Annotated in this window: 27 protein-coding genes and 1 pseudogene; 19 read left to right on the top strand and 9 right to left on the bottom strand. The window is 58.2% G+C overall.

Annotated elements, in window-relative coordinates; all coding sequences use genetic code 11:
* Nucleotides 1-19 precede the first annotated feature (19 nt).
* Both GOV91_RS15585 and GOV91_RS15580 read right to left on the bottom strand, forming a co-directional pair.
* A complete protein-coding gene (locus GOV91_RS15585) occupies nt 20-763 on the bottom strand; it encodes an aspartate/glutamate racemase family protein (protein WP_171236185.1) in 744 nt (247 codons plus the stop codon).
* A 72-nt stretch (nt 764-835) separates the two neighbouring features.
* Nucleotides 836-1,417 carry an FMN-dependent NADH-azoreductase gene (locus GOV91_RS15580; protein ID WP_171236184.1) on the bottom strand — a complete coding sequence of 194 codons (582 nt, stop codon included), beginning with the start codon at nt 1,415-1,417 and terminating at the stop codon, nt 836-838.
* 119 nt (nt 1,418-1,536) lie between these two features.
* Between GOV91_RS15580 and GOV91_RS15575 the strand changes: the two genes are divergently transcribed.
* The 3 genes from GOV91_RS15575 to GOV91_RS15565 all read left to right on the top strand — a co-directional run bounded on the left by GOV91_RS15575 (nt 1,537) and on the right by GOV91_RS15565 (nt 3,864).
* The gene (locus tag GOV91_RS15575) at nt 1,537-2,415 is read left to right on the top strand and encodes a LysR family transcriptional regulator (protein ID WP_171180846.1); all 879 of its coding nucleotides are present in this window, start codon (nt 1,537-1,539) and stop codon (nt 2,413-2,415) included.
* Nucleotides 2,412-3,326, top strand: coding sequence for a DMT family transporter (locus GOV91_RS15570; RefSeq protein WP_171236183.1), 915 nt, complete (start codon nt 2,412-2,414; stop codon nt 3,324-3,326). Before GOV91_RS15575 ends, GOV91_RS15570 begins: the two co-directional genes overlap by 4 nt.
* A 124-nt stretch (nt 3,327-3,450) precedes the next feature.
* A complete protein-coding gene (locus tag GOV91_RS15565) occupies nt 3,451-3,864 on the top strand; it encodes a universal stress protein (protein ID WP_171236182.1) in 414 nt (137 codons plus the stop codon).
* Here the strand turns inward: GOV91_RS15565 and GOV91_RS15560 are convergent.
* Nucleotides 3,861-4,196: a metalloregulator ArsR/SmtB family transcription factor gene (locus GOV91_RS15560; protein WP_171236181.1), complete on the bottom strand. Its 336-nt coding sequence runs from the start codon at nt 4,194-4,196 to the stop codon at nt 3,861-3,863. The two genes, GOV91_RS15565 and GOV91_RS15560, sit on opposite strands and share 4 nt — an antisense overlap.
* Before the next feature lie 612 nt (nt 4,197-4,808).
* Between GOV91_RS15560 and GOV91_RS15555 the strand changes: the two genes are divergently transcribed.
* From GOV91_RS15555 to GOV91_RS15530, 6 genes are all read left to right on the top strand, one after another.
* Nucleotides 4,809-5,141, top strand: coding sequence for an AtpZ/AtpI family protein (locus GOV91_RS15555; protein WP_171236180.1), 333 nt, complete (start codon nt 4,809-4,811; stop codon nt 5,139-5,141).
* 2 nt (nt 5,142-5,143) lie between these two features.
* Nucleotides 5,144-5,902, top strand: coding sequence for a F0F1 ATP synthase subunit A (locus tag GOV91_RS15550; RefSeq protein ID WP_171180836.1), 759 nt, complete (start codon nt 5,144-5,146; stop codon nt 5,900-5,902).
* 48 nt (nt 5,903-5,950) lie between these two features.
* Nucleotides 5,951-6,175 carry a F0F1 ATP synthase subunit C gene (locus tag GOV91_RS15545; RefSeq protein ID WP_005981269.1) on the top strand — a complete coding sequence of 75 codons (225 nt, stop codon included), beginning with the start codon at nt 5,951-5,953 and terminating at the stop codon, nt 6,173-6,175.
* A gap of 86 nt (nt 6,176-6,261) precedes the next feature.
* Nucleotides 6,262-6,813, top strand: a complete 552-nt coding sequence (locus tag GOV91_RS15540) for a F0F1 ATP synthase subunit B' (RefSeq protein ID WP_171096175.1) — start codon at nt 6,262-6,264, stop codon at nt 6,811-6,813.
* Nucleotides 6,814-6,818: 5 nt separating this feature from the next.
* The gene (locus GOV91_RS15535) at nt 6,819-7,379 is read left to right on the top strand and encodes a F0F1 ATP synthase subunit B (protein WP_171096173.1); all 561 of its coding nucleotides are present in this window, start codon (nt 6,819-6,821) and stop codon (nt 7,377-7,379) included.
* Nucleotides 7,380-7,555: 176 nt separating this feature from the next.
* Nucleotides 7,556-8,410: a hypothetical protein gene (locus GOV91_RS15530; RefSeq protein ID WP_171236179.1), complete on the top strand. Its 855-nt coding sequence runs from the start codon at nt 7,556-7,558 to the stop codon at nt 8,408-8,410.
* Nucleotides 8,411-8,450: 40 nt separating this feature from the next.
* Here the strand turns inward: GOV91_RS15530 and GOV91_RS15525 are convergent, their stop codons facing one another.
* Nucleotides 8,451-9,221 (bottom strand): FadR/GntR family transcriptional regulator, encoded by a 771-nt coding sequence (locus GOV91_RS15525; protein ID WP_171236178.1) that lies wholly within the window; start codon nt 9,219-9,221, stop codon nt 8,451-8,453.
* A gap of 149 nt (nt 9,222-9,370) precedes the next feature.
* Here GOV91_RS15525 and GOV91_RS15520 point away from each other — a divergent pair, with 149 nt between their 5' ends.
* The 5 genes from GOV91_RS15520 to GOV91_RS15500 all read left to right on the top strand — a co-directional run bounded on the left by GOV91_RS15520 (nt 9,371) and on the right by GOV91_RS15500 (nt 15,578).
* Nucleotides 9,371-10,564 (top strand): PLP-dependent aminotransferase family protein, encoded by a 1,194-nt coding sequence (locus GOV91_RS15520; RefSeq protein ID WP_171236177.1) that lies wholly within the window; start codon nt 9,371-9,373, stop codon nt 10,562-10,564.
* Between the two features lie 26 nt (nt 10,565-10,590).
* Nucleotides 10,591-11,016 carry a hypothetical protein gene (locus GOV91_RS15515; protein ID WP_254440694.1) on the top strand — a complete coding sequence of 142 codons (426 nt, stop codon included), beginning with the start codon at nt 10,591-10,593 and terminating at the stop codon, nt 11,014-11,016.
* Between the two features lie 140 nt (nt 11,017-11,156).
* The gene (locus GOV91_RS15510; RefSeq protein ID WP_171236176.1) at nt 11,157-14,612 is read left to right on the top strand and encodes a chromosome segregation SMC family protein; all 3,456 of its coding nucleotides are present in this window, start codon (nt 11,157-11,159) and stop codon (nt 14,610-14,612) included.
* Between the two features lie 53 nt (nt 14,613-14,665).
* Complete coding sequence (locus GOV91_RS15505; RefSeq protein ID WP_171236175.1) at nt 14,666-15,016, top strand: hypothetical protein; 351 nt, start codon at nt 14,666-14,668, stop codon at nt 15,014-15,016.
* 223 nt (nt 15,017-15,239) lie between these two features.
* On the top strand, nt 15,240-15,578 hold the full coding sequence (locus GOV91_RS15500) for an acyl-CoA thioesterase (protein ID WP_171180982.1): 339 nt from the start codon (nt 15,240-15,242) through the stop codon (nt 15,576-15,578).
* Nucleotides 15,579-15,593: 15 nt separating this feature from the next.
* Here the strand turns inward: GOV91_RS15500 and GOV91_RS15495 are convergent, their stop codons facing one another.
* The 3 genes from GOV91_RS15495 to GOV91_RS15485 are packed head-to-tail and all read right to left on the bottom strand — an operon-like array spanning nt 15,594 to nt 18,651.
* On the bottom strand, nt 15,594-16,757 hold the full coding sequence (locus GOV91_RS15495; protein ID WP_171236174.1) for a lytic murein transglycosylase: 1,164 nt from the start codon (nt 16,755-16,757) through the stop codon (nt 15,594-15,596).
* An 11-nt stretch (nt 16,758-16,768) separates the two neighbouring features.
* Nucleotides 16,769-17,689, bottom strand: a complete 921-nt coding sequence (cbiB, locus tag GOV91_RS15490; RefSeq protein WP_171236173.1) for an adenosylcobinamide-phosphate synthase CbiB — start codon at nt 17,687-17,689, stop codon at nt 16,769-16,771.
* Nucleotides 17,686-18,651 carry a threonine-phosphate decarboxylase gene (locus GOV91_RS15485; RefSeq protein WP_171236172.1) on the bottom strand — a complete coding sequence of 322 codons (966 nt, stop codon included), beginning with the start codon at nt 18,649-18,651 and terminating at the stop codon, nt 17,686-17,688. The genes cbiB and GOV91_RS15485 overlap by 4 nt, the downstream gene beginning before the upstream one ends.
* A gap of 185 nt (nt 18,652-18,836) precedes the next feature.
* Here GOV91_RS15485 and GOV91_RS15480 point away from each other — a divergent pair, with 185 nt between their 5' ends.
* Nucleotides 18,837-19,199, top strand: coding sequence for a response regulator transcription factor (locus tag GOV91_RS15480; RefSeq protein ID WP_171180820.1), 363 nt, complete (start codon nt 18,837-18,839; stop codon nt 19,197-19,199).
* On the opposite strand, the gene GOV91_RS15475 is transcribed toward GOV91_RS15480, so the two are convergent.
* Nucleotides 19,181-20,170: a glutathione S-transferase family protein gene (locus tag GOV91_RS15475; RefSeq protein WP_171236171.1), complete on the bottom strand. Its 990-nt coding sequence runs from the start codon at nt 20,168-20,170 to the stop codon at nt 19,181-19,183. The two genes, GOV91_RS15480 and GOV91_RS15475, sit on opposite strands and share 19 nt — an antisense overlap.
* 212 nt (nt 20,171-20,382) lie before the next feature.
* Between GOV91_RS15475 and GOV91_RS15470 the strand changes: the two genes are divergently transcribed.
* Nucleotides 20,383-20,736, top strand: a complete 354-nt coding sequence (locus GOV91_RS15470; RefSeq protein ID WP_171236170.1) for a hypothetical protein — start codon at nt 20,383-20,385, stop codon at nt 20,734-20,736.
* Between the two features lie 244 nt (nt 20,737-20,980).
* Here the strand turns inward: GOV91_RS15470 and GOV91_RS15465 are convergent, their stop codons facing one another.
* A complete protein-coding gene (locus GOV91_RS15465; RefSeq protein WP_171236169.1) occupies nt 20,981-22,153 on the bottom strand; it encodes a MalY/PatB family protein in 1,173 nt (390 codons plus the stop codon).
* Between the two features lie 94 nt (nt 22,154-22,247).
* Here GOV91_RS15465 and def (GOV91_RS15460) point away from each other — a divergent pair, with 94 nt between their 5' ends.
* The 3 genes and pseudogenes from def (GOV91_RS15460) (at nt 22,248) to fmt (ending at nt 24,173) form a co-directional block, all read left to right on the top strand.
* The gene (gene def, locus GOV91_RS15460; RefSeq protein ID WP_171236168.1) at nt 22,248-22,766 is read left to right on the top strand and encodes a peptide deformylase; all 519 of its coding nucleotides are present in this window, start codon (nt 22,248-22,250) and stop codon (nt 22,764-22,766) included.
* Nucleotides 22,763-23,256, top strand: a pseudogene (gene def, locus GOV91_RS15455) (peptide deformylase). The gene def (GOV91_RS15460) and the pseudogene def (GOV91_RS15455) overlap by 4 nt, the downstream one beginning before the upstream one ends.
* Before the next feature lie 2 nt (nt 23,257-23,258).
* Entirely contained in the window at nt 23,259-24,173 is a 915-nt protein-coding gene (fmt, locus tag GOV91_RS15450) for a methionyl-tRNA formyltransferase (RefSeq protein WP_171236167.1), read from the top strand.
* Nucleotides 24,174-24,175 lie beyond the last annotated feature (2 nt).

Genomic DNA, 24,175 nt, shown 5'->3' with positions numbered 1-24,175 from the left:
TGAACCTAAGAAGAGCACTTCAAGTGCCGGTTAGCGCTTCCTTGAGGGCGGCGGTGACATGCGCGGCAGATGGATTGACGAACAGGTGCCCTTCAGCCTCGAACAGGGGATCGTCCAGATGGGCCGGAAAGGCCAATGGCAACTCGGTACATGCCAGCAAGATCGCGGTGCCAGAACTTGCGTGCTTGTTACAGAAGTCAAGCAATCGTGCCCGAGCGGTATCAGACGCACCGCCATAGAAGTCGCTGTCGATCATGGCTTGCATTTCAAAGATTTCGGACTCGGGCAGGCGACTATTTGCCGTGATGCCTTCGGCGGCCAAACGTTCAGCATAGTTGGTGGCCTGCATCGTTACAGTCGTTCCAAGAACCAAAGCCTTGGATGCCCCGGTCCGAGCCGTGGCTTCGGCGGTTGCGTCGAAAATACTGAGGATCGGCATGGATACGCCCCGACGGATCGCGTGTAGTCGTGCATGCGGAGTGTTGGACGCGATAATACCGAAATCGCAGTCCGCGCGTTCCAAAGTCAGCAGGGCGTCGCGAAACACTGAATCAAAATCCGCCCAGCTGGCCTCATCCCCAGCGACACCGCGCAGGGCTCGCGTTCTGGCTTGCGTGACAGATTCGATGGTCATCGGGGGGATCGGTAAAGGTGAGCCATGGCCGCGTTCCGCGAAGTGACGCCCGGCCCCTTCGGCTATGGCGCGGTAGTAGTCAACGGTCGAGGCCCAGCCCACCCCGCCGAGAATGCCGATTTTCTTCATGGGTTTCGTCCAGCCTGCCAATTCCAACACATTGGCAGACTGAAGGTTTAAAGGGTCATTGACCAGAGCAGATCAAGCCGCGAGGTCTGAAACTGCCTTATGCGCACATTCCAGCGCCGCTTCGGGATCCACGGCCATCTGATCCGCTGCGATGACGTCCACGTCATGAATGCCGATAAAGCCCAGCACATGGCGCGCGTAGTTGGTGGCGAAGTCCGCCTCGGAGCCGACGGGCACACCACCCGACGCGATAGCCAGAATGGCGCGCTTCCCTTCCAACAAGCCTTTTGGGCCGTTTTCAGTGTAGGCAAAGGTCAGGCCTGCGCGGGCAACCAGGTCAATCCATGCCTTGAAGGCGGCCGGAACCGAAAAATTGTAAATCGGCAAACCAATTACGATGGTGTCGGCGTCCTGCAATTCGGCCACCAGCTCATCGGACAGGGCCAGCCGATCCCGCTGTACATCGTCGCGCTGGTCCGCAGGGGTGAAGTTCGCGGCGATCCAGTCTTCGGTCAAAAGGGGCAGAGGGGTTGCCAGATCGCGACGGATGATGCGTTCCGCGCCCAGTTGCTTGACCACACGGTCGGACAGATCGCGGGTCGTCGAGTCAACGCGGCGTGCAGAGGAATCGATGTGAAGGATTGTTTTGGGCATTGTTCAGGTCCTTTGGGTCAGGGAAATCTTGTCCTGTCCCCAATATGATTATTGCGTTTGTGAACAAAACTCGGATACATCAACAGTTATTGTTGGAAATTGCACAGTGACGCATTGCCATGGATAATTGGGATGAAGTGAGAACCGCCTATCAGGTGGCGCGCATGGGTACAGTCAGCGGCGCAGCCGAGGTTCTTGGGGTTCACCACGCCACCGTGATCCGCCACATTGATGCGATCGAGGCGCGGCTGGGTGTAAAACTGTTCCAGCGTCACGCACGCGGATACACGCCGACCGAGGCAGGCGACGATCTGTTGCGCGTCGCACAGGCCACCGAGGATCAGTTCAACCAGCTAGTTGGCCGCATGAAGGGTCGGGGCGACGACGTTTCAGGTGAATTGGTGGTGACATCGCTTGGTTCACTTGCACCCTTGGTGGTGCCCACACTCACCGCGTTTCAAAAGATGCATCCGGATCTCATCGTGCGCTACTTGACCGGCGACCGGCTTTTCCGTCTGGAATACGGCGAGGCGCATGTGGCGATCCGCGCAGGGTCAGCCCCGGATCAGCCGGACAACGTAGTGCAGCCATTCCGACAGGAAGAAGTCGGCCTGTATGCCAGCACAGCGTATATCGAACGGTTTGGCACGCCGTCGGGTATAGAGGATTTCGGGAAACACCATTTCGTCAGTTCTGACGACGAAAGCAGTCGCGCGCCTTTTACCCGATGGCTGCGCGCAACAGTTCCGGCAGATCGCATCACTTTCCGCTGTACCAATAATTTCTGTATGCGCGAGGCTGTCATGGCCGGGGCGGGCATAGGTTTCATGGCGCGCTGGGAAGCGGCCCGCCACGACAATCTGGTCGAGGTGATGGATCCGCTTCCAGAATGGTTCGGAAACCTGTGGCTTGTGACCCACGTGGATTTACACCGCACCACCAAGGTACAGGCCTTCCTGAGTTATCTGAAAGAAGAAGCCAAAGGCTGGAAACCATGAGCCCTCAGGCGCGTGGCCATCTAGCCATGCTGACCTTTTCGGCGCTTGTTGCGGGCAGTTTTTCGTTGGGATCCATGATCGCCAACGAAATTGCGCCGTCCGCCTTGAACGCGGTGCGATTTGCGATTGCGGCTGCAGTGATTGGTATTGCGGCACTGGCCACAACAGGCCTGCCGCGCAGCGCTGTACAGGCGCCTTGGCGCTACCTTGTGTTGGGTGGGCTGTTTTCGACCTATTTCGTGCTGATGTTCTATGGGCTACAAACCGCCCCGCCGGTCAGCGCCGCTGCGGTGTTCACCCTGACGCCCGTTGTTACAGCCCTTGCGGGTTGGGTTTTATTGCGTCAGATCACCACCCCGCGCATGGCATTGGCTTTGACCATTGGTGCGGTGGGCGCGCTTTGGGTAATCTTTCGAGCCGACTGGCAAATGTTCCGCGCCTTCGAAATCGGACGTGGTGAGATCATCTACTTTTGGGGCTGTGTATCTCACGCAATCTATACACCCATGATCCGCAAACTGAATCGCGGAGAGCCCGCAGTGGTGTTCACTTTCTGGACACAGGTTGCCGGGTGCTTGTTGCTGATCGTGTTCGGGTGGTCCGACCTGATGACGACCAACTGGGCGGCTCTTCCGGCCATCGTCTGGATCGGACTGCTCTATATTTCGCTCTTCGCGACGGCGGCCAGTTTTGTGCTGGTGCAGTTTTCATCGCTCCGACTGCCCTCGGCCAAGGTGATGGCTTACACCTATCTGGTGCCCAGTTGGGTGATCTTGTGGGAGATAGCGCTGGGCAAGGCTGTGCCCACCGGTTTGATTTTGGGTGGCGTGGCGCTGACCGTCATTGCATTGCTGATGCTGCTTAAGGAAGAAACGCCGCCTGCGGTGCCCGCGGGAACGGCCGCTGATTAACCGGAGCTTTGCTTGCAGACGCCTCGGCTCTTTGATGCATTCCAAAGGCAGAATTTGTTGAGCCAGATCAAAGCCCGTGAAAAACCTCTTCAATACACTTGAAAGCAGGTGAGAGGAGGAAGTTATGTTCAACCACATCATGCTGCCGATCGATCGGCATCTACCGCCCGAGGTTCGCAAAGCTGCCGATATTGCCGCGCAGGTGGCGAAATGGCAGGGGGCCAAAATCACTTTGGTCAGTGTTACCGGCGCCCATTTAGGGGAATCCACGGAAACCGAAGCTGAGATCGACAAGGAACTGGCCGCTTTTACGGAAAAACTGGCCGCCGAGGGCGGGGCCGAGGTTGCCGTGCGCAAGATACACTCGGTTGACGTTGCCGCCGAAGTGGACAGCGACCTGACCCGCGCTGCGGAAGAGATCGGCGCCGACCTGATCATTGTGGGGACCCATGCCCCCCGGGTCACCGACTATATCTTCTCAAGCCACGCCGGTTATCTTGCAAAACACGCCAGCATGTCAGTCTTTGTCGTGCGCTAGGCTTCGTCTGGCGTCGGAAGCTCTACTTCCAGAAATCGTTCGAACGCGTCCAGATTGACGGGTTCGAATTGTCCGAACCCCTGCATCCAAACCGATGCGGTGCGCAGGGCGTCGGGTTCCAGCTTGCACCACTTCACCCGCCCACGCTTTTCCTGGGAAATCAACCCGGCTTTGGTCAGGATGACCAGGTGCTTGGAAATCGCTGCCAATGACATCTCGAAGGGTTCGGCCACATCCGTAACGGCCATATCGTCCTCAAGCAGCATTGCCAGGATGGCGCGGCGGGTTGGGTCGGCAAGGGCCGCGAAAACAGTGTCGAGCGTGTCGGTCATTGCCCTGTCATAACCGTTTGGAGCAAGGGCGAAAAGGGCGTTACAGCATTGGGTGTTGATAGCTGTCGCTGGGAAAACGCACGCTCATCCCCCGGCTGTCGGGCTTTTACGCGGCCAACCCCGGTGTTGATCTGAGCTTGGAAGCTTTACGTGCGCTGGCGGATGGGGACGGATCTGTCGCTGACGGCGGCACTGCGTGGGTTGGGCATTTATCTTGGATCCGAAGAGTGCGTGCTGACCGATCTGCAGGCGGGTCGTTTGATCCGGTGCTTTCTCATCGGATTCCGTGAGGGAAGTTTCTGGCTGGTTTCGGGTCCAACAGCGGTGCGCTGCAGAACGGTACAGGCGTTCCGAACGTGATTGCTGGATCAAAGCGCAAAACTGCGCGGCCAAGCTGTGTTGCAGGAATAATCAACTCTTTGGTTGAATATGCGGATTCAGCACATTTCAAGCTTCTTCCAGTTTCAGGGTACTCTTTCACAATGATTTGAATCTAATAAAATTGTTATCAAACAATCACTTAACCTGCGTCATTTCGGTCTCACGACAGCGTTGACTCTGGGCCATTCGCGCCTTAGCACCATGCCTCAAGACAGCGCGAGGAAACCGTCCGTGACCGAAGACGACCAAAAGCAGCGTATGGCGCAGCTGGAGGCCAAGATCGAAGCGGCGAAAAAGGCTAAGGAACCGGCCCCCCGTGCAGACAGTGACATATCCGGCGGCGAACTTGCCTGGAGGATGGTCATCGAAATGGTATCCGGTCTGGGGATCGGATTTGGCATCGGATACGGGCTGGACAGCCTGCTCGGGACTATCCCGATTTTTCTGGTGCTGTTTACATTGCTGGGCCTTGTCGCGGGCGTGAAGGTTATGCTCCGCAGCGCGAAAGAGGTTCAAGAGAAACAAATGGCGGCGACGGCTGCCGAGAAGGACGAGAGGGACTGAACGTGGCAACTGAGACCACCGCAGCAGAAGGCAGCAGCCTGGTTTTCCACCCGATGGATCAGTTCATCGTGAAACCGTTGTTCGGCGACGGTGCGGTCGGCATGTTCACTGTGACCAACGTGACCCTGTGGCTGTTCTTTGCCATCCTGGCGGTTGTCGCATTGCTGGTTCTGCCCACGTCCAAACGCGCGATTGTGCCGACGCGGATGCAGTCTGTCGCAGAGCTGACCTATGGCTTCGTATACAAGATGCTGGAAGACATCTGCGGCAAGGAAGGCGTTAAGTTCTTCCCCTATGTCATGACCCTGTTCATGTTCATCGTCTGCGCGAACTTCCTGGGCCTGATCCCGACGTCGTTCACCACCACATCTCATTTCGCCGTGACCATCCCGCTGGCGCTGGCCGTGTTCCTGACTGTGACCATCCTGGGCTTCGTAAAGAACGGTGCCGCGTTTCTGGGTCTGTTCTGGGTGTCCAGCGCACCGCTGGCGTTGCGTCCGATTCTGGCAATCATCGAGCTGATCTCGTACTTCGTGCGCCCTGTCAGCCACTCTATTCGTCTTGCCGGTAACGTCATGGCAGGCCACGCGGTTATCAAGGTTTTCGCGGGCTTTGCCGCGGTTGCCGTGATCTCGCCGGTGTCCGTTCTGGCGATCACCGCAATGTACGGTCTTGAGGTCCTCGTGGCCTTCATCCAGGCCTACGTTTTCACCATTCTGACCTGTGTTTATCTGAAAGATGCGCTGCATCCTTCGCACTAAGGTCCGATACCCAAACATCGAAACTTCCAATTCGTAAGGAGATACATCATGGAAGGCGATCTCGCACACATCGGCGCAGGCCTGGCAGCAATCGGTTCCGGCGCAGCCGCAATCGGGGTGGGCAACGTGGCAGGCAACTTCCTGGCCGGCGCCCTGCGCAACCCTTCGGCGGCTGCTTCGCAGACCGCAACCCTCTTCATCGGTATCGCATTCGCAGAAGCGCTGGGCATCTTCGCATTCCTGGTCTCGCTGCTGCTGATGTTCGCCGTCTAATCTGCGGAACCTGATCCTTACGCGCAGGTGGGTCCAAGCCATAGCGGCCCACCTGTTGTAAAGACAACGTTCCGACGGAGGACATCATGGCGACTGAACCCATTACGAAAGAAGTAGCCGGCTCGTGCGTTGACTCCTATGGCTCTGCCATTGGCATGCCGCAGCTCTGCTTCGATTGGTTCCCCAACCAGATTTTCTGGCTGGTCATTACGCTGGTCGTCATCTTTCTGGTCCTGTCCCGCGTGGCTCTGCCCCGCATCGCGGCAATCCTGGCTGAACGTCAGGGGACCATTACCAACGACCTGGCTGCGGCCGAAGATCTGAAGGCCAAGGCGGTCGAGGCTGAAGAGGCCTACAACAAAGCGCTGGCCGATGCCCGTTCTGAGGCACAGCGTATCGCAGCGGAAGCCCGCGCCGAAATTCAGGCTGGTCTGGATGACGCGATTGCAAAGGCGGACGCGGAAATCGCTGCAAAAGCGGCTGAATCGGAAAAGGCAATTGCTGAAATCCGTGCCGGTGCGCTGGAAAGCATTCAAGTGGTTGCCAAGGACACGGCGGCTGAACTGGTCACAGCGCTGGGCGGCGAAGCGGATGCGGATGCCATTGCCGGTGCCGTAGATGCGCAGACGAAAGGATAAGTGACATGCGGAACACTCTTGCCCTTATCCTGACATTTGGTGCGGCCAGCCCGGCCTTTGCGGCCAAAGGCCCGTTCTTCTCGCTTGGCAACACAGACTTTGTCGTCCTTCTGGGCTTTATCGTCTTCATTGCGGTCCTGTTCTACTTCAAGGTCCCCGGCATGATCGGTGGGGCGCTGGACAACCGTGCCGAAGGCATCAAGTCCGAACTGGACGAAGCACGCGCTCTGCATGAAGAAGCACGTAGCTTGCTGGCTTCTTACGAGCGCAAGCAGCGTGAAGTTCAGGGACAGGCTGATGCGATCGTTGCAGCGGCCAAGGAAGACGCGGCTCTGGCAGCGGAACAGGCGAAGGTTGACCTTGAAAAGTCGATTGAACGCCGTCTGGCTGCAGCTCAGGATCAGATTGCTTCGGCTGAAGCGTCTGCTGTGAAAGAAGTGCGTGATCAAGCCGTTTCGGTCGCAGTGGCTGCGGCGGGTTCGGTTCTGGCCAAGCAAATGACTGCTGCACAGGCCAACAAATTGATCGATGCGTCGATTGCAGACGTTGGCACCAAACTGCACTGACGGTTGACCTGACAGAAAAATGAAACAGTTGACCCGAGAGCGTTTCGCTTTCGGGTCTTTTGTTTTGTGGTGAGTTCTGCTTGTTTTGAAGGACACTCCGAATCCTGCCGACCGTTGGGGAACTGGTCGACAGGAAAGCTCCGCAGCAAGCGTGAAAAAACAGGGAAAGACAGGACGTGTCGGGCGACGCAGTTTCGATGAATATTTTAGGCGTGGTCAGAAATGGCGGCTCAGCGCTGATTGACACGATCAACAGGATTGAAAGCCTGTCTGTTCAACTGCACCGCTACTCGGTCACCATTGCGACCAACGACAACACGGACGATACGGACCGGGTATTGTCCGAATACGCGGATCGGAATCAGCGTGTCGAAATTCTTCAACTGGATGGTTTGATTTCTAAACAACCTGACCGGATTGAGCGTATCACTATGGCCAGAAATGCTGTTCTCAAAAGGCTGGAAGAGAAAGACAGCGACCTGGATCTGACTCTGGTTCTGGACTTGGATGGTCCAAATGTCTGTCTTGATGTTCAGGCGGTTCTGACAGCTGCGCAGAGGGTTGTCCCTTTGTGGGAGGGTGTCTTTGCCAATTCCAAACCTGCATATTACGACATCTACGCCTTGCGCTGCCCCGGCTGGTGTGACGAAGACGTCTGGCAACGCATTCAAAACACGCGCAGACCGCTGTTTGGACGTCTAAAGTGGCGCAAGGCTTTGCTGAAGTCGGCGGTTTTTGACCGGCAGTTCCATATTCCAGCCGAAACGCCGCTGATCCCGGTCGACAGTGCCTTTGGTGGTGCTGGGTTGTACAAAACCCGAGCCTTGAGAGGTTTGCGGTATTCTTGTCGGGACGAGAAAGGTCATCAGGTGTGCGAACATGTGATGCTGCATAAACAGTTACGCGACCGTGGTGCCAGGTTGTTCATCGATCCGGCTTTGACAACACTGGCCCCCGATCATCATTTGGGAGAAAGCAGCGGAAAACCTTTACCGCAACATCTGATCCCCGTTGCAACCGGGGCCGCGTAATTCAGTTATTTGTCGTTAGGCCGTCTACCAGGGTTAGCGTTCACTCCCGCCCGGCCTCGTGTTGCAATCTCTGCTGCGCAATGGCTTCGTTCTGGTCGGACTTTCTTTGATCCGCCATGCAACGCTCCACAAAATCCAGATGCTGTTCGATCGCGGTGCGAGCAGCCGAAGGATTTCGCGCTTGTAACGCTTCGTTTATGGCCCGGTGCTGGTCCAAAATCGCCTCGCGCGTGGCCCGCTGTTGGAACATCGTCTGACGGTTATAAAACACGCCTTGTACCAACAGATCGTACATCGAACGCATCATGTGAAGCATGATGACATTGTGGCTGGCTTCGATGATGGCCATGTGGAATTCGGCATCCAATCGCGCCTCATCGTCCGCGGCGTTCCGGTCATGGGCCGCCTGCATCTTGTCAAAGACCGCCTGAACCACTTTCAGGTCGCTGTCAGAGCCTTGCCGTGCGGCCCTTTCAGCTGCCAACCCTTCCATGTCGCGGCGAAAGGACAGATAGTCAAAGACCGCTTCGTCATGGCTGCCAAACAATCGGATCAGGGCCGGAGCAAAAGCCGACCCGAGAACATCGGCCACATATATACCGGACCCGGCCTTGGCGGTCAGCAATCCCTGCGCCTGAAGCTCTGAAATCGCATCGCGCAGGGACGGGCGTGACACGCCCATCCGCTCGGCCAGATCGCGTTCCGGGGGCAAACGTTCGCCGGGGCGCAGGATGCCACGCAAGATCAGAAGCTCGATCTGGCGAACAACAGCAAGCGACAGTTTTTCGGTTTCGACTTTGTGAAAGGGCATCAGAGCTCCAGAATTGGTCAAGTCATTTGACCACGAGCGCATGACGCGTTCAAGGATGCCCGTTCAAATCGCTTGAAATAAAAGGTCAGCATTATTGACTTTAAAATAAGCCACCATAGGCTGCCCGGAATTGAGATCGGAGGAGCCTCATGTCCAAAAACCCATTGTTTGCCACCCGGGCTTCCCGGATGAAGGCATCAGAAATCCGAGAGCTGCTGAAACTGCTCGACCAACCAGGGATCATTTCGTTTGCGGGCGGCATTCCTGATCCTGCCTTGTTTCCAGCCGACGCGTTTTCACAGGCGTTTCAAGCAGCACTGGGACCACAGACGCAGGCGCAGGCGCTGCAATACTCGGTCAGCGAAGGCTATGTCCCGCTGCGCGAATGGCTGGTGCAGCATATGCGCGAGATTGGAGTGACGTGTGACATCGACAACATCCTGATCACGTCAGGGTCGCAGCAGGCGCTGGACTACCTGGGCAAGTTGTTTCTGTCCCCCGGTGACACGGCTCTGGTTGGATGGCCCACCTATCTGGGCGCGCTTGCTGCGTTCAATGCGTATGAACCCCAGTTTGATCGGTTGAACGGCAACAGCGGGGCCGCGGAATACAAAGCCGCCGCAGGGGACGGGGCTGTGAAATTCGCGTATCTTTCGGCGGATTTTGCCAATCCAACGGGCGAAACTCTGGATCGGCAAGGCAGAGAAGCGTTGTTGGACCTGGCAGAAGAGTTGGATTGCGCCATAATCGAAGACGGGGCCTATCAGGCGTTGCGCTATGACGGGGATCCGATCCCACCGATCCTGTCTTTAGAGCTGGCTCGGAAAGGGTCTATCGAAAACTGTCGGACAATCTATTGCGGCAGTTTCTCAAAAACCCTGTCGCCGGGGCTGCGCATGGGCTGGGTCGTGGCGCCCAAACCGACCATATCTCAGTTGGTTTTGTTGAAGCAGGCGGCGGACCTGCATTCGGCGACCATAAACCAAATGGCCGTTCATGACGTGGCGCAAGCGTGTTTTGACAGCCATATTCCCCAAGTGCGTGCGGTTTATCAAAACCGTCGCGATGTGATGCTGGACGCGTTGGAACAGCATATGCCCGACGGGGTCGAGTGGACCCGGCCCGAGGGCGGTATGTTCATCTGGGTCACGCTGCCTGCAGGGGTCAGTGGGTCTGAATTGCTGGCGCGTGCGTTGGACACGGTGAAAGTGGCCTTTGTGCCGGGTCAGGCATTCTTCCCGGATGGCAGCGGCGCAAATACCATTCGCCTGAGTTTTTCAAATTCTGACGAGGCAGCAATCCGCGAAGGTATTCGTCGGTTGGGTGAAGTACTGCGGGCCTGATACGTAGAAAGGATCTGTTAACCAAAATGCTGCAACTCTGCGGCATGATCCGGTGTCTTGTCCCTTTGTTGTTGACCGCCTGCGCGGCCGGAACCCCTCATTTTCGCGACGTGCCTGCCACGCGCGTGGCGGTGAATGGCAGCGTATTCGACGTGCGCGTTCGCGGTGAGCTGGCCGAAGCGGTTCGGGTCAACGCGCAATACGCACCCCGGCTGGGTCCCGTCCGAGACCGGGCTGCCCTTGCGATGGCTCAGGTTTCGGGTTGTCCGATTCTGGATGTGCTGGGCGATGCGGCGGTAACGGTTGGTGTTTTGGGCTGTGATCAAGACGCTGGCGAGCGGTTGCTGCTAACCGCTGTTTCTACGCCCAATTATGAATGCATCGACTATGGCATCTACGAAAACGTTGGGGATGACTACGGCTATCAGGTCTTTGAGTGCACCCCATATTGATATACGCGTATTTTCGGGTATTCCGGCAAGATATTGTGGATAACTCAAAATGATATCCCATATCCTGCGCAACTCCGTTGACTCGGACCCTATCCCTTGCGCAGACTTTCAACTCATAGGAATCACAGGACACGCTGCCATTGCGTTTCAGCAAGCTCAAACTGACCGGCTTCAAAAGCTTTGTTGATCCGACCGATCTGATCATCGCGGACGGGTTGACCGGTGTGGTGGGGCCAAATGGCTGCGGCAAGTCCAACCTTCTGGAAGCTTTGCGATGGGTGATGGGCGAGAATCGCCCCAAATCCATGCGTGGCGGTGCGATGGAGGATGTGATTTTTGCCGGTGCAGCCACGCGGCCCGCGCGCAATTTTGCCGAGGTTGTCCTGACCATGGACAACTCGGAACGCCTCGCGCCATCCGGGTTCAACGACAGCGATCAGTTGGAGATCGTACGGCGCATCACCCGCGATGTTGGCAGCGCTTACAAAACCAACGGCAAGGATGTGCGCGCGCGCGATGTACAGATGCTGTTCGCCGATGCCTCGACCGGGGCGCATTCGCCTGCGCTGGTCGGGCAGAACCGCATCGCCGAATTGATCAACGCCAAACCCCGCGCGCGCCGCCGCATTCTGGAAGAAGCCGCTGGGATCTCGGGCCTGTATCAGCGTCGGCACGAAGCCGAATTGAAGCTGAAGGGCACCGAGGCGAACCTGACCCGCGTGGATGACGTTCTGGAGCAGCTTGGTGGGCAATTGGCTCAACTGGCGCGCCAGGCCCGCCAAGCTGCACGATACCGCGAGATTGGCGAGCTACTGCGTCAGGCCGAAGGGATGCTGCTCTATCGGCGCTGGAAAGAGGCCGATATGGCCCGCCAGCAGGCTGAAGAAAAGCTGCGTGAACGTATCGCCGAAGCCTCTCGTGCCGAAGCTGAGGCGCGCGCCGCCGCTGCAAAACGGGCTGAAATCGAGGAAACTTTGCCGCCTTTGCGGGAAGAAGAGGCCATTGCTGCGGCTGTCTTGCAACGCCAGCAGGTGCAGCGCGATCAGCTTGCGGATCAGGAAACTCGCGCGCGGCAAACCATTGAGACACTGACCAACCGTATCCAGCAGCTTGGCAATGATATTGAACGAGAAACCGGTCTGAACCGCGACGCGGGGCAGATGATCGAGCGCCTTGAATGGGAAGCGCGCGAGCTGGCGAAAGCAGCCGAGGGTCATGACGAGAAAGTGGCCGATGCGGCAGAAATCGCACGCGAAGCAGCCTCGATTCTGCAGGACCGTGAAGACCACCTGTCGCAACAGACCGAAGATATGGCTCGCCTTGTTGCACGGCATCAATCGGCACAGCGATTGGTGGAAGACAGTCGCAAGACATTGGCCCGGTCCGAGGGCGAAGAAGAGAAAGCCCGACAGGCTGTGGATGAGGCCAAGACAGCCCTGACCCGCGCCAGCGAAGCGTTCGAAGCAGCCCTTGAGGGCGAAGAGGAAGCCCGAGAAGCAGCGGAAGCCGCAGAAGAGGCGCTGGCTGCTGCAGATGAGCTGCGCAACGAAACGCAAGCCCGCGAGGCCGAAGCACGCGCACAGCGTTCTGAGGCCGAAGGTGAGCTTGGTGCGATCCGGGCCGAAACCACGGCGCTGGCCAAGCTGGTGGAACGCGACACGGCCGAGGGCGGTCAGGTGCTGGATTTGTTGCGCGTCGAGCCGGGCTTTGAAAAGGCTCTGGGCGCGGCGTTGACCGATGATCTGCGCGCGCCGCTGGTCGACGGCGATGGCCCCTCTGGCTGGGTGCAGGTGGCGGGCTATGACGGGGATCAGCCTTTGCCGGATGGGGTTGAACCGCTGGCGCTGCACGTATCCGGCCCGGATCGTCTCAGCCGTCGGATTGCGCAGATCGGTGTTATAGATGCTGATCAAGGCGCACGCTTGCAGGCGTCTTTGAAACCGGGGCAGCGGCTTGTATCCCGCTCAGGCGACCTGTGGCGTTGGGATGGGTTCCGGGCGTGGGCCGAGGATGCCCCAAGCGCGGCAGCGCTGCGGTTAGAGCAGCTCAACAAGCTGGAAGCGTTGAAACAGGAACTTGCCCGCACCGAGGCGCAGGCAGAAGGTGCGCGCGCCGCGCATGAGGCGCTGTCGCGGCAACTGGCGGATGTGACTGAGGCCGACCGCCGTGCGCGAGAAGCCCGCCGTGCTGCGGATCAGCGCATGGCCGAAACTGCGCGCTTGCTAAGCCGCGCCGAAGCGGATCGTAATCTGGCGCAGGGCAAGCTGGAGACTTTGACCCTTGCCGTAGATCGCCACAAGGAAGACGCTATGGCGGCCCGCTCGCAACTGCGCGAAGCCGAGGGCGCATTGAATGGCTTGGGCGATCTCGACAGTGCACGTGCCGAGGTCGAAGACATCAAACAAACTGTCGAGGCGGCGCGGATCACGATGCTGACCCACCGTTCGACCCATGATGAGCTGCGTCGTGAGGGGGACGCACGCACCCGCCGCTCGCAAGAGGTCACTAAGGATCTCAGCGGGTGGCGGCACCGATTGGAAACCGCTGAAAAGCGGATTTCGGAACTGGCCGAGCGCAAGGAAAGTTCGGAAGATGAACTGACCGAGGCCATGGCCGCACCGGCAGAAATCGCCGAAGCGCGGGAAGAGCTGAACGAATTGATCGAAGCTGCCGAAGCGCGCCGGGCAGAGGCTGCGGACAAGCTGGCCGAGGCTGAGGCCCAGCAGCGTGAGGTTGTTCTGGCAGAACGTGAAGCGGAACGCCTGGCGTCGGAAGCGCGCGAAAGCCGCGCGGCGGCCGAGGCGCGCTGTGATGCGGCAAAGGAAAGTGTGGTCGCTGCGGCAGAACGGATCGCCGAGGATCAACAACTGACCCCGAACCAGTTGCTGAACCAGTTGGACGTGAACCCCGACCAGATGCCTGCTGCGGATGTTCTGGAATCCGAGGTGAACCGCCACAAGCGTCAACGCGACGCCATGGGTGCGGTGAACCTGCGGGCGGAAGAAGACAGCAAAGAAGTTCAGGAAGAGTTCGACACGCTCAGTAGCGAAAAGGCCGATTTGGAAGAGGCGATCAAGGCCCTGCGCAGCGGTATCGCAAGCCTCAACCGCGAAGGGCGCGAACGTCTGCTGACCGCGTTTGAACAGGTGAACTCGAACTTCGCGATGCTTTTCAAGCACCTGTTTGGGGGTGGCGAGGCCAACTTGGTCATGGTTGAAAGCGACGATCCTCTGGATGCGGGGCTTGAGATCATGTGCCAGCCGCCGGGCAAGAAACTGTCGACCCTCAGCCTGTTGTCGGGCGGGGAACAAACCCTAACTGCGACCGCGCTGATTTTTGGTGTCTTCCTCGCCAATCCCGCACCAATCTGTGTGTTGGACGAGGTCGACGCGCCGCTGGACGACGCCAACGTCACGCGTTTTTGCGACTTGCTGGACGAGATGTGCCGCCAAACCGACACACGCTTTCTGATCATCACCCACCACGCAGTGACAATGGCACGAATGGACCGATTGTTCGGCGTCACGATGCAGGAACAAGGCGTGAGCCAGCTGGTCTCGGTTGATCTGAAAAAGGCCGAACAGATGGTCGCGTGACCGTTCACTGCAAGTTTACAACGTTTGCGTTCGGATCGCGCTAGCTTGGGCGCATGACACGATTTCTGATCCCCGCCCTGTTCGTAGCAAGCTTTGCTTATGCTGCAGACTGGCCTTTAAAGTCCGGGGACACTCCTCTGACATCAGCAGAGCTTGACGCTTTGGCAGGCCAAACGATCACCTTCTACGATGATGGTCAGGCCAAATTCTCGGCTGGTGGGGCTTATTCCTATACCTATGCCAGCGGAGACTCGGCTTTTGGCACCTATTCCATCTCCGAGGACGGCAGCGTTTGTATCGCCTATCGCAACGGGTTCAGCCGGTGTGATCTTTATGTACGAAGCGGTGAACGGCTGATTCTGATTGATCAGAAAGGAGACCGCTATCCCGTCCGGCCTGATTAATGCTTTTCGAAATTGAGGCGCTCGACCTGAGCGCAAAGCTGGTGCTCTCTTCATTTTGGTAGGAAACCTTGCCAGACTGAACGGAGGACCATGCCAGTCTATGGCTTAGGAAGGGATTGAACCTGTGGCAGAAGACACCGACGACCGGCTCGCTTTAGGAAAGCAACGCGGCTCACATGGTCGTCAGCAGGACGAAGGTGTTCTGGTCATTCGAACGATTGCAATGCCCGCGGATACCAACCCGGCTGGTGATATTTTCGGCGGGTGGCTGATGTCACAAATGGATCTGGCGGCGGGTAATATGGCGGCGCGTGTGGCGCAAGGACGCGCCGCGACCGTTTCCGTTGAGGCCATGCAATTCTTGCAACCGGTCAAAGTTGGGGACGAAGTGACACTGTATGCGGCGCTGACGCATGTCGGGCGCACATCCATTCGTGTTCACGTGGATGTCTGGGCACGCCCGAGGCAATCGCAGAATGGAAAAAAGGTTACGGAAGCCGAGTTCGTATTCGTCGCTTTGGACGACAACGGTGCGCCGCGCCCTGTGTTCGACGACAGTTAAACGCGGCGTGCCAAGTCAAAGCCGGTTCAGCAAGTCGACCGTTGGCCAGGCATCCGCAGGCAGGCCCAAGCGGGCCTGTTCAGCCTGCACCGCGGCACGTGTGCCGGCCCCAAGAATCCCGTCGATCTTGCCCACGTCATACCCTTTGGCTTGCAGTTTGGTTTGCAATTGCTTCATTTGCGCGCCATTCAAACCTTGCGCCGGGTTGCCCGCATCATAGATTTGTGCCCCTTCCAGTCGTGTACCAAAATAAGCCGCGGTCAGAACGTAGACAAAGCTCTGATTCCATTCGAAATAGACGTCGAAATTCGGGTAGGCCAAAAAGGCCGGACCATTGCGCCCTTGCGGCAGGATCAGCGAGGCAGGCAAGTTGGCCAACGACCCGCTGCGCGCCTGCACGCCCATGGCTTGCCAGTCGGCCACCGAACGCGGTTTGCCGGGGCCGGACAGGGACCAGTCCATCTGTGCGGGCACCGTGACCTCTTGCAGCCAAGGCTCGCCTGCGCGCCAGCCCAGATGCGACAGCATTTTGCCCCCGGACATCAGCGCATCAGCGGCAGAGGTTTTCAGGCGGACATGCCCGTCGCCATCACCGTCGACGCCGTTTTCCAAAATGTCGCGCGGCAGCATCTGGACCATTCCAATCTCTCCGGCCCATGCGCCTGTTGTTCGGGCCGGGTCGAAATCGCCGTTCTGATACAGTTCGATGGCGGCGAAGATTTGTGGGCGGAACAGTTCTGGGCGGCGACAATCGTGCGCCAAAGTCACCAGTGCGTTGCGGGTGTTGAAGTCGCCCTGGAATGACCCATAGTCGGTCTCGAACGCCCAGAATGCCAGCAGCACGCCGCGAGAGATGCCGTATTCACGCTCGATCCGGTCAAAGACCGCATCATATTTGCGCGACATGGCCTGCCCGCGCTCAATCCGGTTTGCTGAAATCAGACGGCGCGAAAACTCGATAAACGGTTTTTGAAATACGCCTTGCGCCCTGTCGGCCCTGAGTACGGCATTGTCTTGATGCACCCCTTTGAAAAACGCGTTCACGGTGGATTTGTCAAAGCCTTGTTGTACCGCTTCGGTCTTCAGCCCTTTGACAAAGGAATTGAACCCACCCCCACATTGGGCAAAGGCAGGAGAGGCAAACAACGCGGCTGCAATCAACCCAGAGAGTAAACGCATGAAGAGACCCGTTAGAAAATCAGCTTGACCCCAACCCACACCGACACGAGCCCAAGCGCAAGCCCCCAAACGCTCCACAACATGTGACATGCGCGGAAAACCTCCGCCGCCCCGATCTCGCGCGGCGCGTCGCCATTGACCCAGGCCAGGTCCCGCAGCTTTCCATCATAGCTGCGTGGCCCTGCCAGGGCGACGTTCAGCGCGCGAGCCATCGCGGCCTCGGGCCAGCCTGCATTGGGCGAGATATGGCCGCGTGCATCCCCAACAATTTCGCGCCAGCGCGACCGCTGACCAGAAAGCGCCACGATCAGCACACAGGTCAGCCGGGCGGGGATCAGGTTCAGCAGGTCGTCGAACCGGGCCGAGGCCCAGCCAAACTCGCTGTACTTTTCATTGCGATAACCGATCATGCTGTCGGCGGTATTCACGGCTTTGTAGACCAAGAGCCCCGGCAACCCGGCGACGAGAAACCAGAAAGCAGGCGCAATGACCCCGTCGCTGAGGTTTTCCGCGGCGCTTTCAATGGCCGAACGCGCCACTTGCGCCTCGGTCATGTCCCGCGTATCGCGTGAGACGATCATGGCCACCTGTGCCCGCCCCTCGGTCAGTGAGGTCAGCAGACCGTCGCCCACTGCACGGACATGTTCAACCAGCGATTTCTGTGCCAGCAGGATCGTGCAAAGCAGGATCTCGGCCACAGGCCCCAGCATGGACATTGCCCATCCAATTCCCCATGCACCGCCGACCAGTACGGCAAGCACGCCCGCACCTTTCAATCGTCGTGATGCCCCGTGGTTTAAGCGTTTATCCAGCCAGCCAATCAAATTGCCGATCATCACTGCCGGGTGTTTGACGCGCGACCATAGCCAGTCGGGCTCTCCCAGCGCTGCGTCCAGACACATGGCACAGACCAGCATCAGGCCAAGGCTCACAGCGCGGCCTCCAGCCGATCCCACCCGTTTGCAGGCGGCAGCCCGAGGCGCAGGTAGGTGGTCGAATAAGGAAAGATGCGGCTCCAGATATGGGTCTGAGCAAGCCGATCGCGCCATTTCTCGGCACCATCAACCTGATAAAGGCGGAACAGGCTTGTGCCGCCAACGACCTCGGCACCTTTGGTTGTCAGCAGCGTATCCAGTCGAGATGCCTCATCTGCCAGCCGCGCACGCATAGAGTCCGCCCAGCCAGTGTCTGACAGGGCCTGAGTTCCGACCCGCAGGGCTGGGCCTGACACCGACCAGGGGCCAGTCAGAGCATTCAGCTGGCCAATCACATCTGGCCGCCCGATCGCAAAACCAAGTCGCATTCCGGCCAATCCCCAGAACTTGCCAAAGCTCTTCAACACGATCACGCCGGGGCGGTCTGCCAGATGGATCAGAGAGACGTCGGGCGTGACGTCGCAAAAGCTTTCATCAATTACGGTCAGCGGGGCAGAGACATCGCTTTCCTGCCAGATCCGCCCGTCGGGATTGTTCGGGTGCACGATCACTCGGGCGTCTCCGGGTGTGTTTGCCTGAACACTCCAACCCTGAGATGTAAAGGCGGCCGCGTGTTCGTTATAGGTGGGTGGCGTGATTTGAACCGTGCCGGATTTAGCCAGGGCTGGGATCCGGGCGATAATGGCTGATGCCCCGGGTGCGGGAAGGATCGCTGCCCCATCCGGCACGTTCCAGAACCGGCGCGCGGCATTGCTAAGTCGTTCAAAAGCACCATGATCCGGCAGCTCAGTCCAATCCCCTGCGGTCAGTCCTGTAATCTCATAGGGATGTGGGTTGATGCCGGTCGACAGATCAATCCAGTCGCCACGTTGACCGCCATATCTGATGATCGCTCTGTCCAGCCCGCCGCCGTGGTCGCGCACCGCGCGTGGGTCCAGCCCGTGATCCAATGTGCTCATCTGCTCTCTCTGCGGGAAATGACCGGTTTTGGCGCGTTTCAAGCGGATTTTCGCCTCTTTTACAAGCAAATCCGCTAGATCACGGAGCTGTGGGGGCGCTGTTAACACTTTGTTAAGGAAATAACGAGATCACGGATCACGGGGGTCGGCACCACTCACCATATCAAGTGCCGAGGTTGTTGCAAATGAAAGTTCTGATTGTTGAGAGTAACCCCGACCTTGGTCGGGTCTGGAAAAGGCATCTGGAACGGCAAGGCGCCGAGGTCACGCTGGTCGAGACGCAGGAGGCCGCCATTCTGGCGCTTTACGGCACGGATTTTGAAATCATCGTGCTGGATCTGGTTCTGGAAACCGGCAGCGCATTAGCCGTGGCCGATTTCGCAAGCTATCGCCGCCCCGAGGCGCGGGTGATCTTTGTCACCAACACCACCTTTTTCTCGGACGGTTCGATCTTTGCTCATAGCCCGAATGCCTGTGCCTATGTGCAAAGCGAAACGCCGCCAGAGGACCTGGCGGCGATGGTTGAACATTACGCAGCGGGGCGCTGATCGCGTCGGTGCGGTTCCATATAGTCCAGCACAGGGTTTGTCGGGATGATCCGGTGTGGATTGATGCTGTTGTGGCTAAAGTGATAGTGGCGCACGATATGGTTCATGTTCACCGTGGGCGCGACACCCGGCCACTGATACAACTCACGCGTATAGGCCCAAAGGTTGGGGTAGTCGATCAGACGGCGCTTGTTGCACTTGAAATGCAAGTGATAGACCGGATCAAAACGGATCAGTGTTGTGAACAGTCGCCAGTCAGCCTCGGTGATCCGACCCCCTATCAAATACCGATTGCGGGACAGGCGCTCTTCAAGCCAGTCCAGTGTGTCGAACAGCGGGCCCACAGCGTCGTCATATGCTTCTTGTGAAGTGGCGAAACCGGACTTGTAGACGCCGTTGTTCACGTCTGAATAGATGCGGGCGTTGACCTCTTCGATTTCGTCCCGCATCGCCTCGGGCCAGTAGTCATCGGTGTTGCCCGTGATCCCGTTGAAGGCGGAATTGAACATGCGGATAATTTCCGAGCTTTCATTCGAGACAATGGTCTCTTGCTGCTTGTCCCACAGGATCGGCACCGTCACGCGCCCGGAATAGGAGGGGTCAGCCTTGGTGTAGATCTGATGCGCGTAGCTGAACCCATAGAGGTCATCGCCCGTCGCGCCATGATCGTCTTTTTCAAAAGTCCAGCCCTTGCCCAACATGTCGGGGTGCACAACAGAGACTGAAATCAGATCGCTCAACCCTTTCAGCTCGCGAAAGATCAGCGTGCGATGTGCCCACGGGCAGGCATAGCTGACATAGAGGTGATAGCGCCCGGCCTCCGCCTTGAAACCGCCCTTGCCGGACGGCCCCGCGTTGCCGTCGGCTGTCAGCCAATTGCGAAATTGCGCCGCGCTGCGTTTGAATGCGCCGCCTGTCGATTTCGTGTCATACCAAGTGTCGTGCCATGTTCCGTCGACCAGCAGGCCCATACCTTTTCCTCCGCAAGAGCGTTTCGTCAAAGATAAGCCCAAGCAGGACCCGTTCCTATGCGAATGGCCGCGCAAAATCCCTGCGTTAGCGCACAGTCGCGGTTGGGATATCCGGGCAACAATTTGTACCGGCTTCGATTTCCGTGATCTCCTTCACTGGATTTTTACAACCTTTCCCGCACAATAGAAGTCATTCACGGGGGAACGGATTAATGAGTACTTATGTTTCAAAGGAAATACGCGCCGAGTTGGACGCTGCCCGAATCGCCACGCTGAAGAAAGCCAGCCGTCTAAGGGTGGAAATGGGCAACAATACCTACAAAATCCTCAAATTGTGGAAGGATGGATTCACAGTTGAGGCTGAAACTACGCCGCGTTTGCGCGGTCTGGTCGATATCTATGATGGGGCCAACCATCTCTACCAATGTCTGATCGTCGCGGACGAAGATGAGGGTGGTGAGATGCGGTATGAATTCAAACGCAGCACGGCGGCGCATGACAGGGCTCCGCTGGATTTCTATCGCGCGCCGGACGCGCCGATTGCTTTGTTGGGGCACGAAGATTAAGGCCTGATTTCTTTCGTTGTACCGGTTTTAGTCAGGCTCCAATGGTGGCCATTCAGGCGTTCGACGATGCAATCTGGCCTTATGTCCGGTCTTCGGGCGGTTTTCTCGATCAGGTTAGGATCGAAACGTTAAGTTCGGGGCGTAACTGAAGACGCGGATGGGCTAGGCACAAAAAGTGCAAGCCAAGCTGGCTGGCACATACGGTCAACGGGGCCAGGTACACCAATCCCAGCCAAATCATGACTTACTGCAAATCACCGAAGGCCCGTTTCAACCGCGTACAGGCTTCTTCGACCCGCGCGCGCTGGGTGGCGAGGTTGAACCGCTCAAACGTTTCGCCCCCCGTTCCGAAACCGGGGCCTGAGGAGGTTGCAATTTTTGCGTCCTCACGCAGGCGGCGGACAAACTCGTCATGGTCCATACCGGTGCCCGAGAAATCGACCCAGGCAAGATAAGTCGCCTGCAATGGCATCGACCACAGGCCCGGAATCCCGGCAATGGTCTGATCAAACAAACGCTTGTTGCCTTCCAGATGTGCGACCTGGGCATCCACCCATTCGGCCCCTTCCGGGCTGTAAGCGGCGGTGATCATTTCTACGCCCAATGCACCGGGATCGTAATCCAGTGCCTGTAGCCGGTTCTTCATAGCTGTGCGTAGTTTTGGGTCAGGGATGATCATGTTGCCAGTGCGCTGACCCGCGATGTTGAAGGTCTTTGACGCCGCGGTCAGGGTCACGGTCCAAGGCCGTGCATCAGGCGCTGCCACATCCATCGGCACAAATTTGGTGCCGGGGTAAACCAGATCGTGGTGGATCTCATCGGACACCAGGATCAAGCCATTGCGTTCGGCAAACGCGGCCACAGCGCGAAGTTCCTTTGGCGTCCAGACCCGACCCGATGGGTTTTGCGGCGAACACCACAGCAGCATCGTTTCGGACCCGTCCAGCCGCGACTGCGCGTCGTCCAAATCAAGCCCATAGCTATCGCCATCACGCACCAGCGGGCATTCCACGACCCGGCGGCCCGATTTGTTCACTTTATGGGCAAACTCGTGGTAGACTGGGGTGAAGATCACGATGCCATCGCCCGGCTCGGTCCAAACATCCAGCGACAGCGCGATTGCATTGCCCAGACCTTGGGTCGTCAGAATCCAATCCGTGTCGATTTCCCAGTCATGACGGCTTTTCATCCACCATTGGATCGAAGCGAGATAATCCGGGTGCGTCCATGAGTACCCGAAAACGCCTTGATCTGCGGCTTTACGCAAAGCGTCGATCACGCAAGGCGCTGTTTGGTAGTCGGAATCGGCCGTCCACATGGCCAGCCCATCCTCGGGTGAGACACCATAGAGCATCTCCATCTTATCCCATTTGGAACTGTTGGTGTCCCGGCGATCGATCAGGTCGTTGAAAGTCATGTCTGCTCCGTTCTGTTGGACGAAAGCTAACCGCAAATCAGGCAGGTGCAAGGGGGGCGTTGCGGCGCGAGGCGGGATGGCCTAAATCAGCCTCATGAAACGCAATATCCTGATCCATCCCGATCCCCGCCTGAAGAAGGTCTGCGCGCCCGTGGGCGACCTAACGGACGAGCTGCGCAAACTGGCTGATGACATGCTGGAAACCATGTATGACGCGCCCGGCATCGGCCTGGCCGCGCCGCAGATCGGTGTGCTGGATCGGTTGATTGTTCTGGATTGTGTCAAGGAAGAAGGTGAAACCCCGCGCCCCCTGATCATGTTCAACCCCGAGGTCATCGCATCATCGGATGAGACCAATGTCTATGAGGAAGGTTGCCTGTCGATCCCCGATCAATACGCCGAAGTGACCCGCCCTAAGGTGGTGGATGTCTCTTGGATGGATCAAAACGGCAATCTGCAGCAGGAAACCTTTGATGGGCTTTGGGCCACCTGCGTGCAGCATGAGATTGACCATCTGAACGGCAAGCTCTTCATCGACTATCTCAAGCCGCTGAAACGGCAGATGATTACGCGAAAGATGCAAAAACTCAAACGCGAACGAGCGCGCGCATGACCGTCCGCCCCTGCCTGCCATGGCCCGACAAACGTCTTCGCACCAAAGCGGATGAGGTAACTGAAATAACTGAGGAAATTCGGCGATTTGGGGCGATATGATCGACACGATGGAAGCGATGCCCGGTGTTGGTCTGGCCGCGCCACAGATCGGTGTGATGCTGCGTCTGGCCGTGGTTGATGGTTCAGCAGAACGTGGCAAGGCCGTGCGTCTGGCGAACCCGGAAATCCTGCACAGCTCGATCGAACTTCGCGAACATGAAGAGGCCAGCCCGAACTTGCCCGGCGTTTCGGCCAAGATCAAACGCCCGCGTGCAGTGACTGTAAAGTTCCTGAACGAACAGGGTATGGTGGACCGTCGCGACTTTGTCGGGATCGACGCAACCAGCGTGCAGCATCAGATCGATCACCTGAACGGGAAGATGTTTTTCGACCGTCTCAGCAAGGTCAAACGCGACATACTGCTGCGCAAAGCCAAAAAGCAGGGGTAAAGATGCGCGTTATCTTCATGGGAACCCCGGATTTTTCGGTTCCGGTGCTGGATGCGCTGGTCGAGGCCGGGCACGAAATTGCTGCTGTCTATTGTCAGCCTCCGCGCCCCGCTGGTCGCGGCAAGAAAGACCGCCCAACGCCCGTTCACGCCCGGGCCGAGGCTCTGGGCTTGCTCGTGCGCCATCCCGTTTCGCTGAAATCAGCCGAGGAGCAAGACGCCTTTGCCGCGCTAAACGCGGATGTGGCCGTTGTGGTGGCTTACGGCCTGATCCTACCGCAAACCGTTCTGGATGCGCCCAAGCATGGGTGCCTAAACATCCACGCCAGTCTGCTGCCGCGTTGGCGCGGGGCTGCGCCGATTCATCGGGCGATCATGTCCGGCGATGCCGAGACCGGGATCTGCATCATGCAGATGGAGGCTGGTCTGGACACTGGTCCGGTTTTGCTGCGGCAGGCAACTGAAATTGAATCCGAAGAAACCACCGCGCAACTGCATGACCGGCTTTCGATCCTTGGGGCCGTGTTGATCGTCGACGCACTTGCCAAGCTGCCGGACCTGGTGCCCGAACCGCAACCTGAGAGCGGTGTGACCTATGCCGCTAAGATCGACAAGTCTGAGGCGCGCATCGACTGGACCCGCCCGTCGGTCGAGGTTGACCGGAAAATCCGGGGCCTTTCGCCTTTTCCCGGGGCTTGGACCGAAATGGATGGTGAACGCATCAAGCTGCTGGCGTCGCGCCTTGCAGAGGGGCAGGGCGCACCGGGTGAGGTTCTGAACCAGGATCTGCATGTGGCTTGTGGGCAGGGGGCCGTTGAACTGCTGCGCTTGCAAAGGGCAGGCAAAGGCGCGCAGGATAGGGAAACGTTTCTGCGGGGCTGGGCAATACCAACTGGCACTCGGTTATCTTCGGAGTAAAG

Origin of the sequence: Ruegeria sp. HKCCA6837 (genome assembly GCF_013034475.1) — a bacterium.
GTDB lineage: Bacteria > Pseudomonadota > Alphaproteobacteria > Rhodobacterales > Rhodobacteraceae > Ruegeria.
The sequence above is the reverse complement of the archived record's forward strand: the minus strand, read 5'-3'. Positions and strand labels throughout refer to the sequence as shown.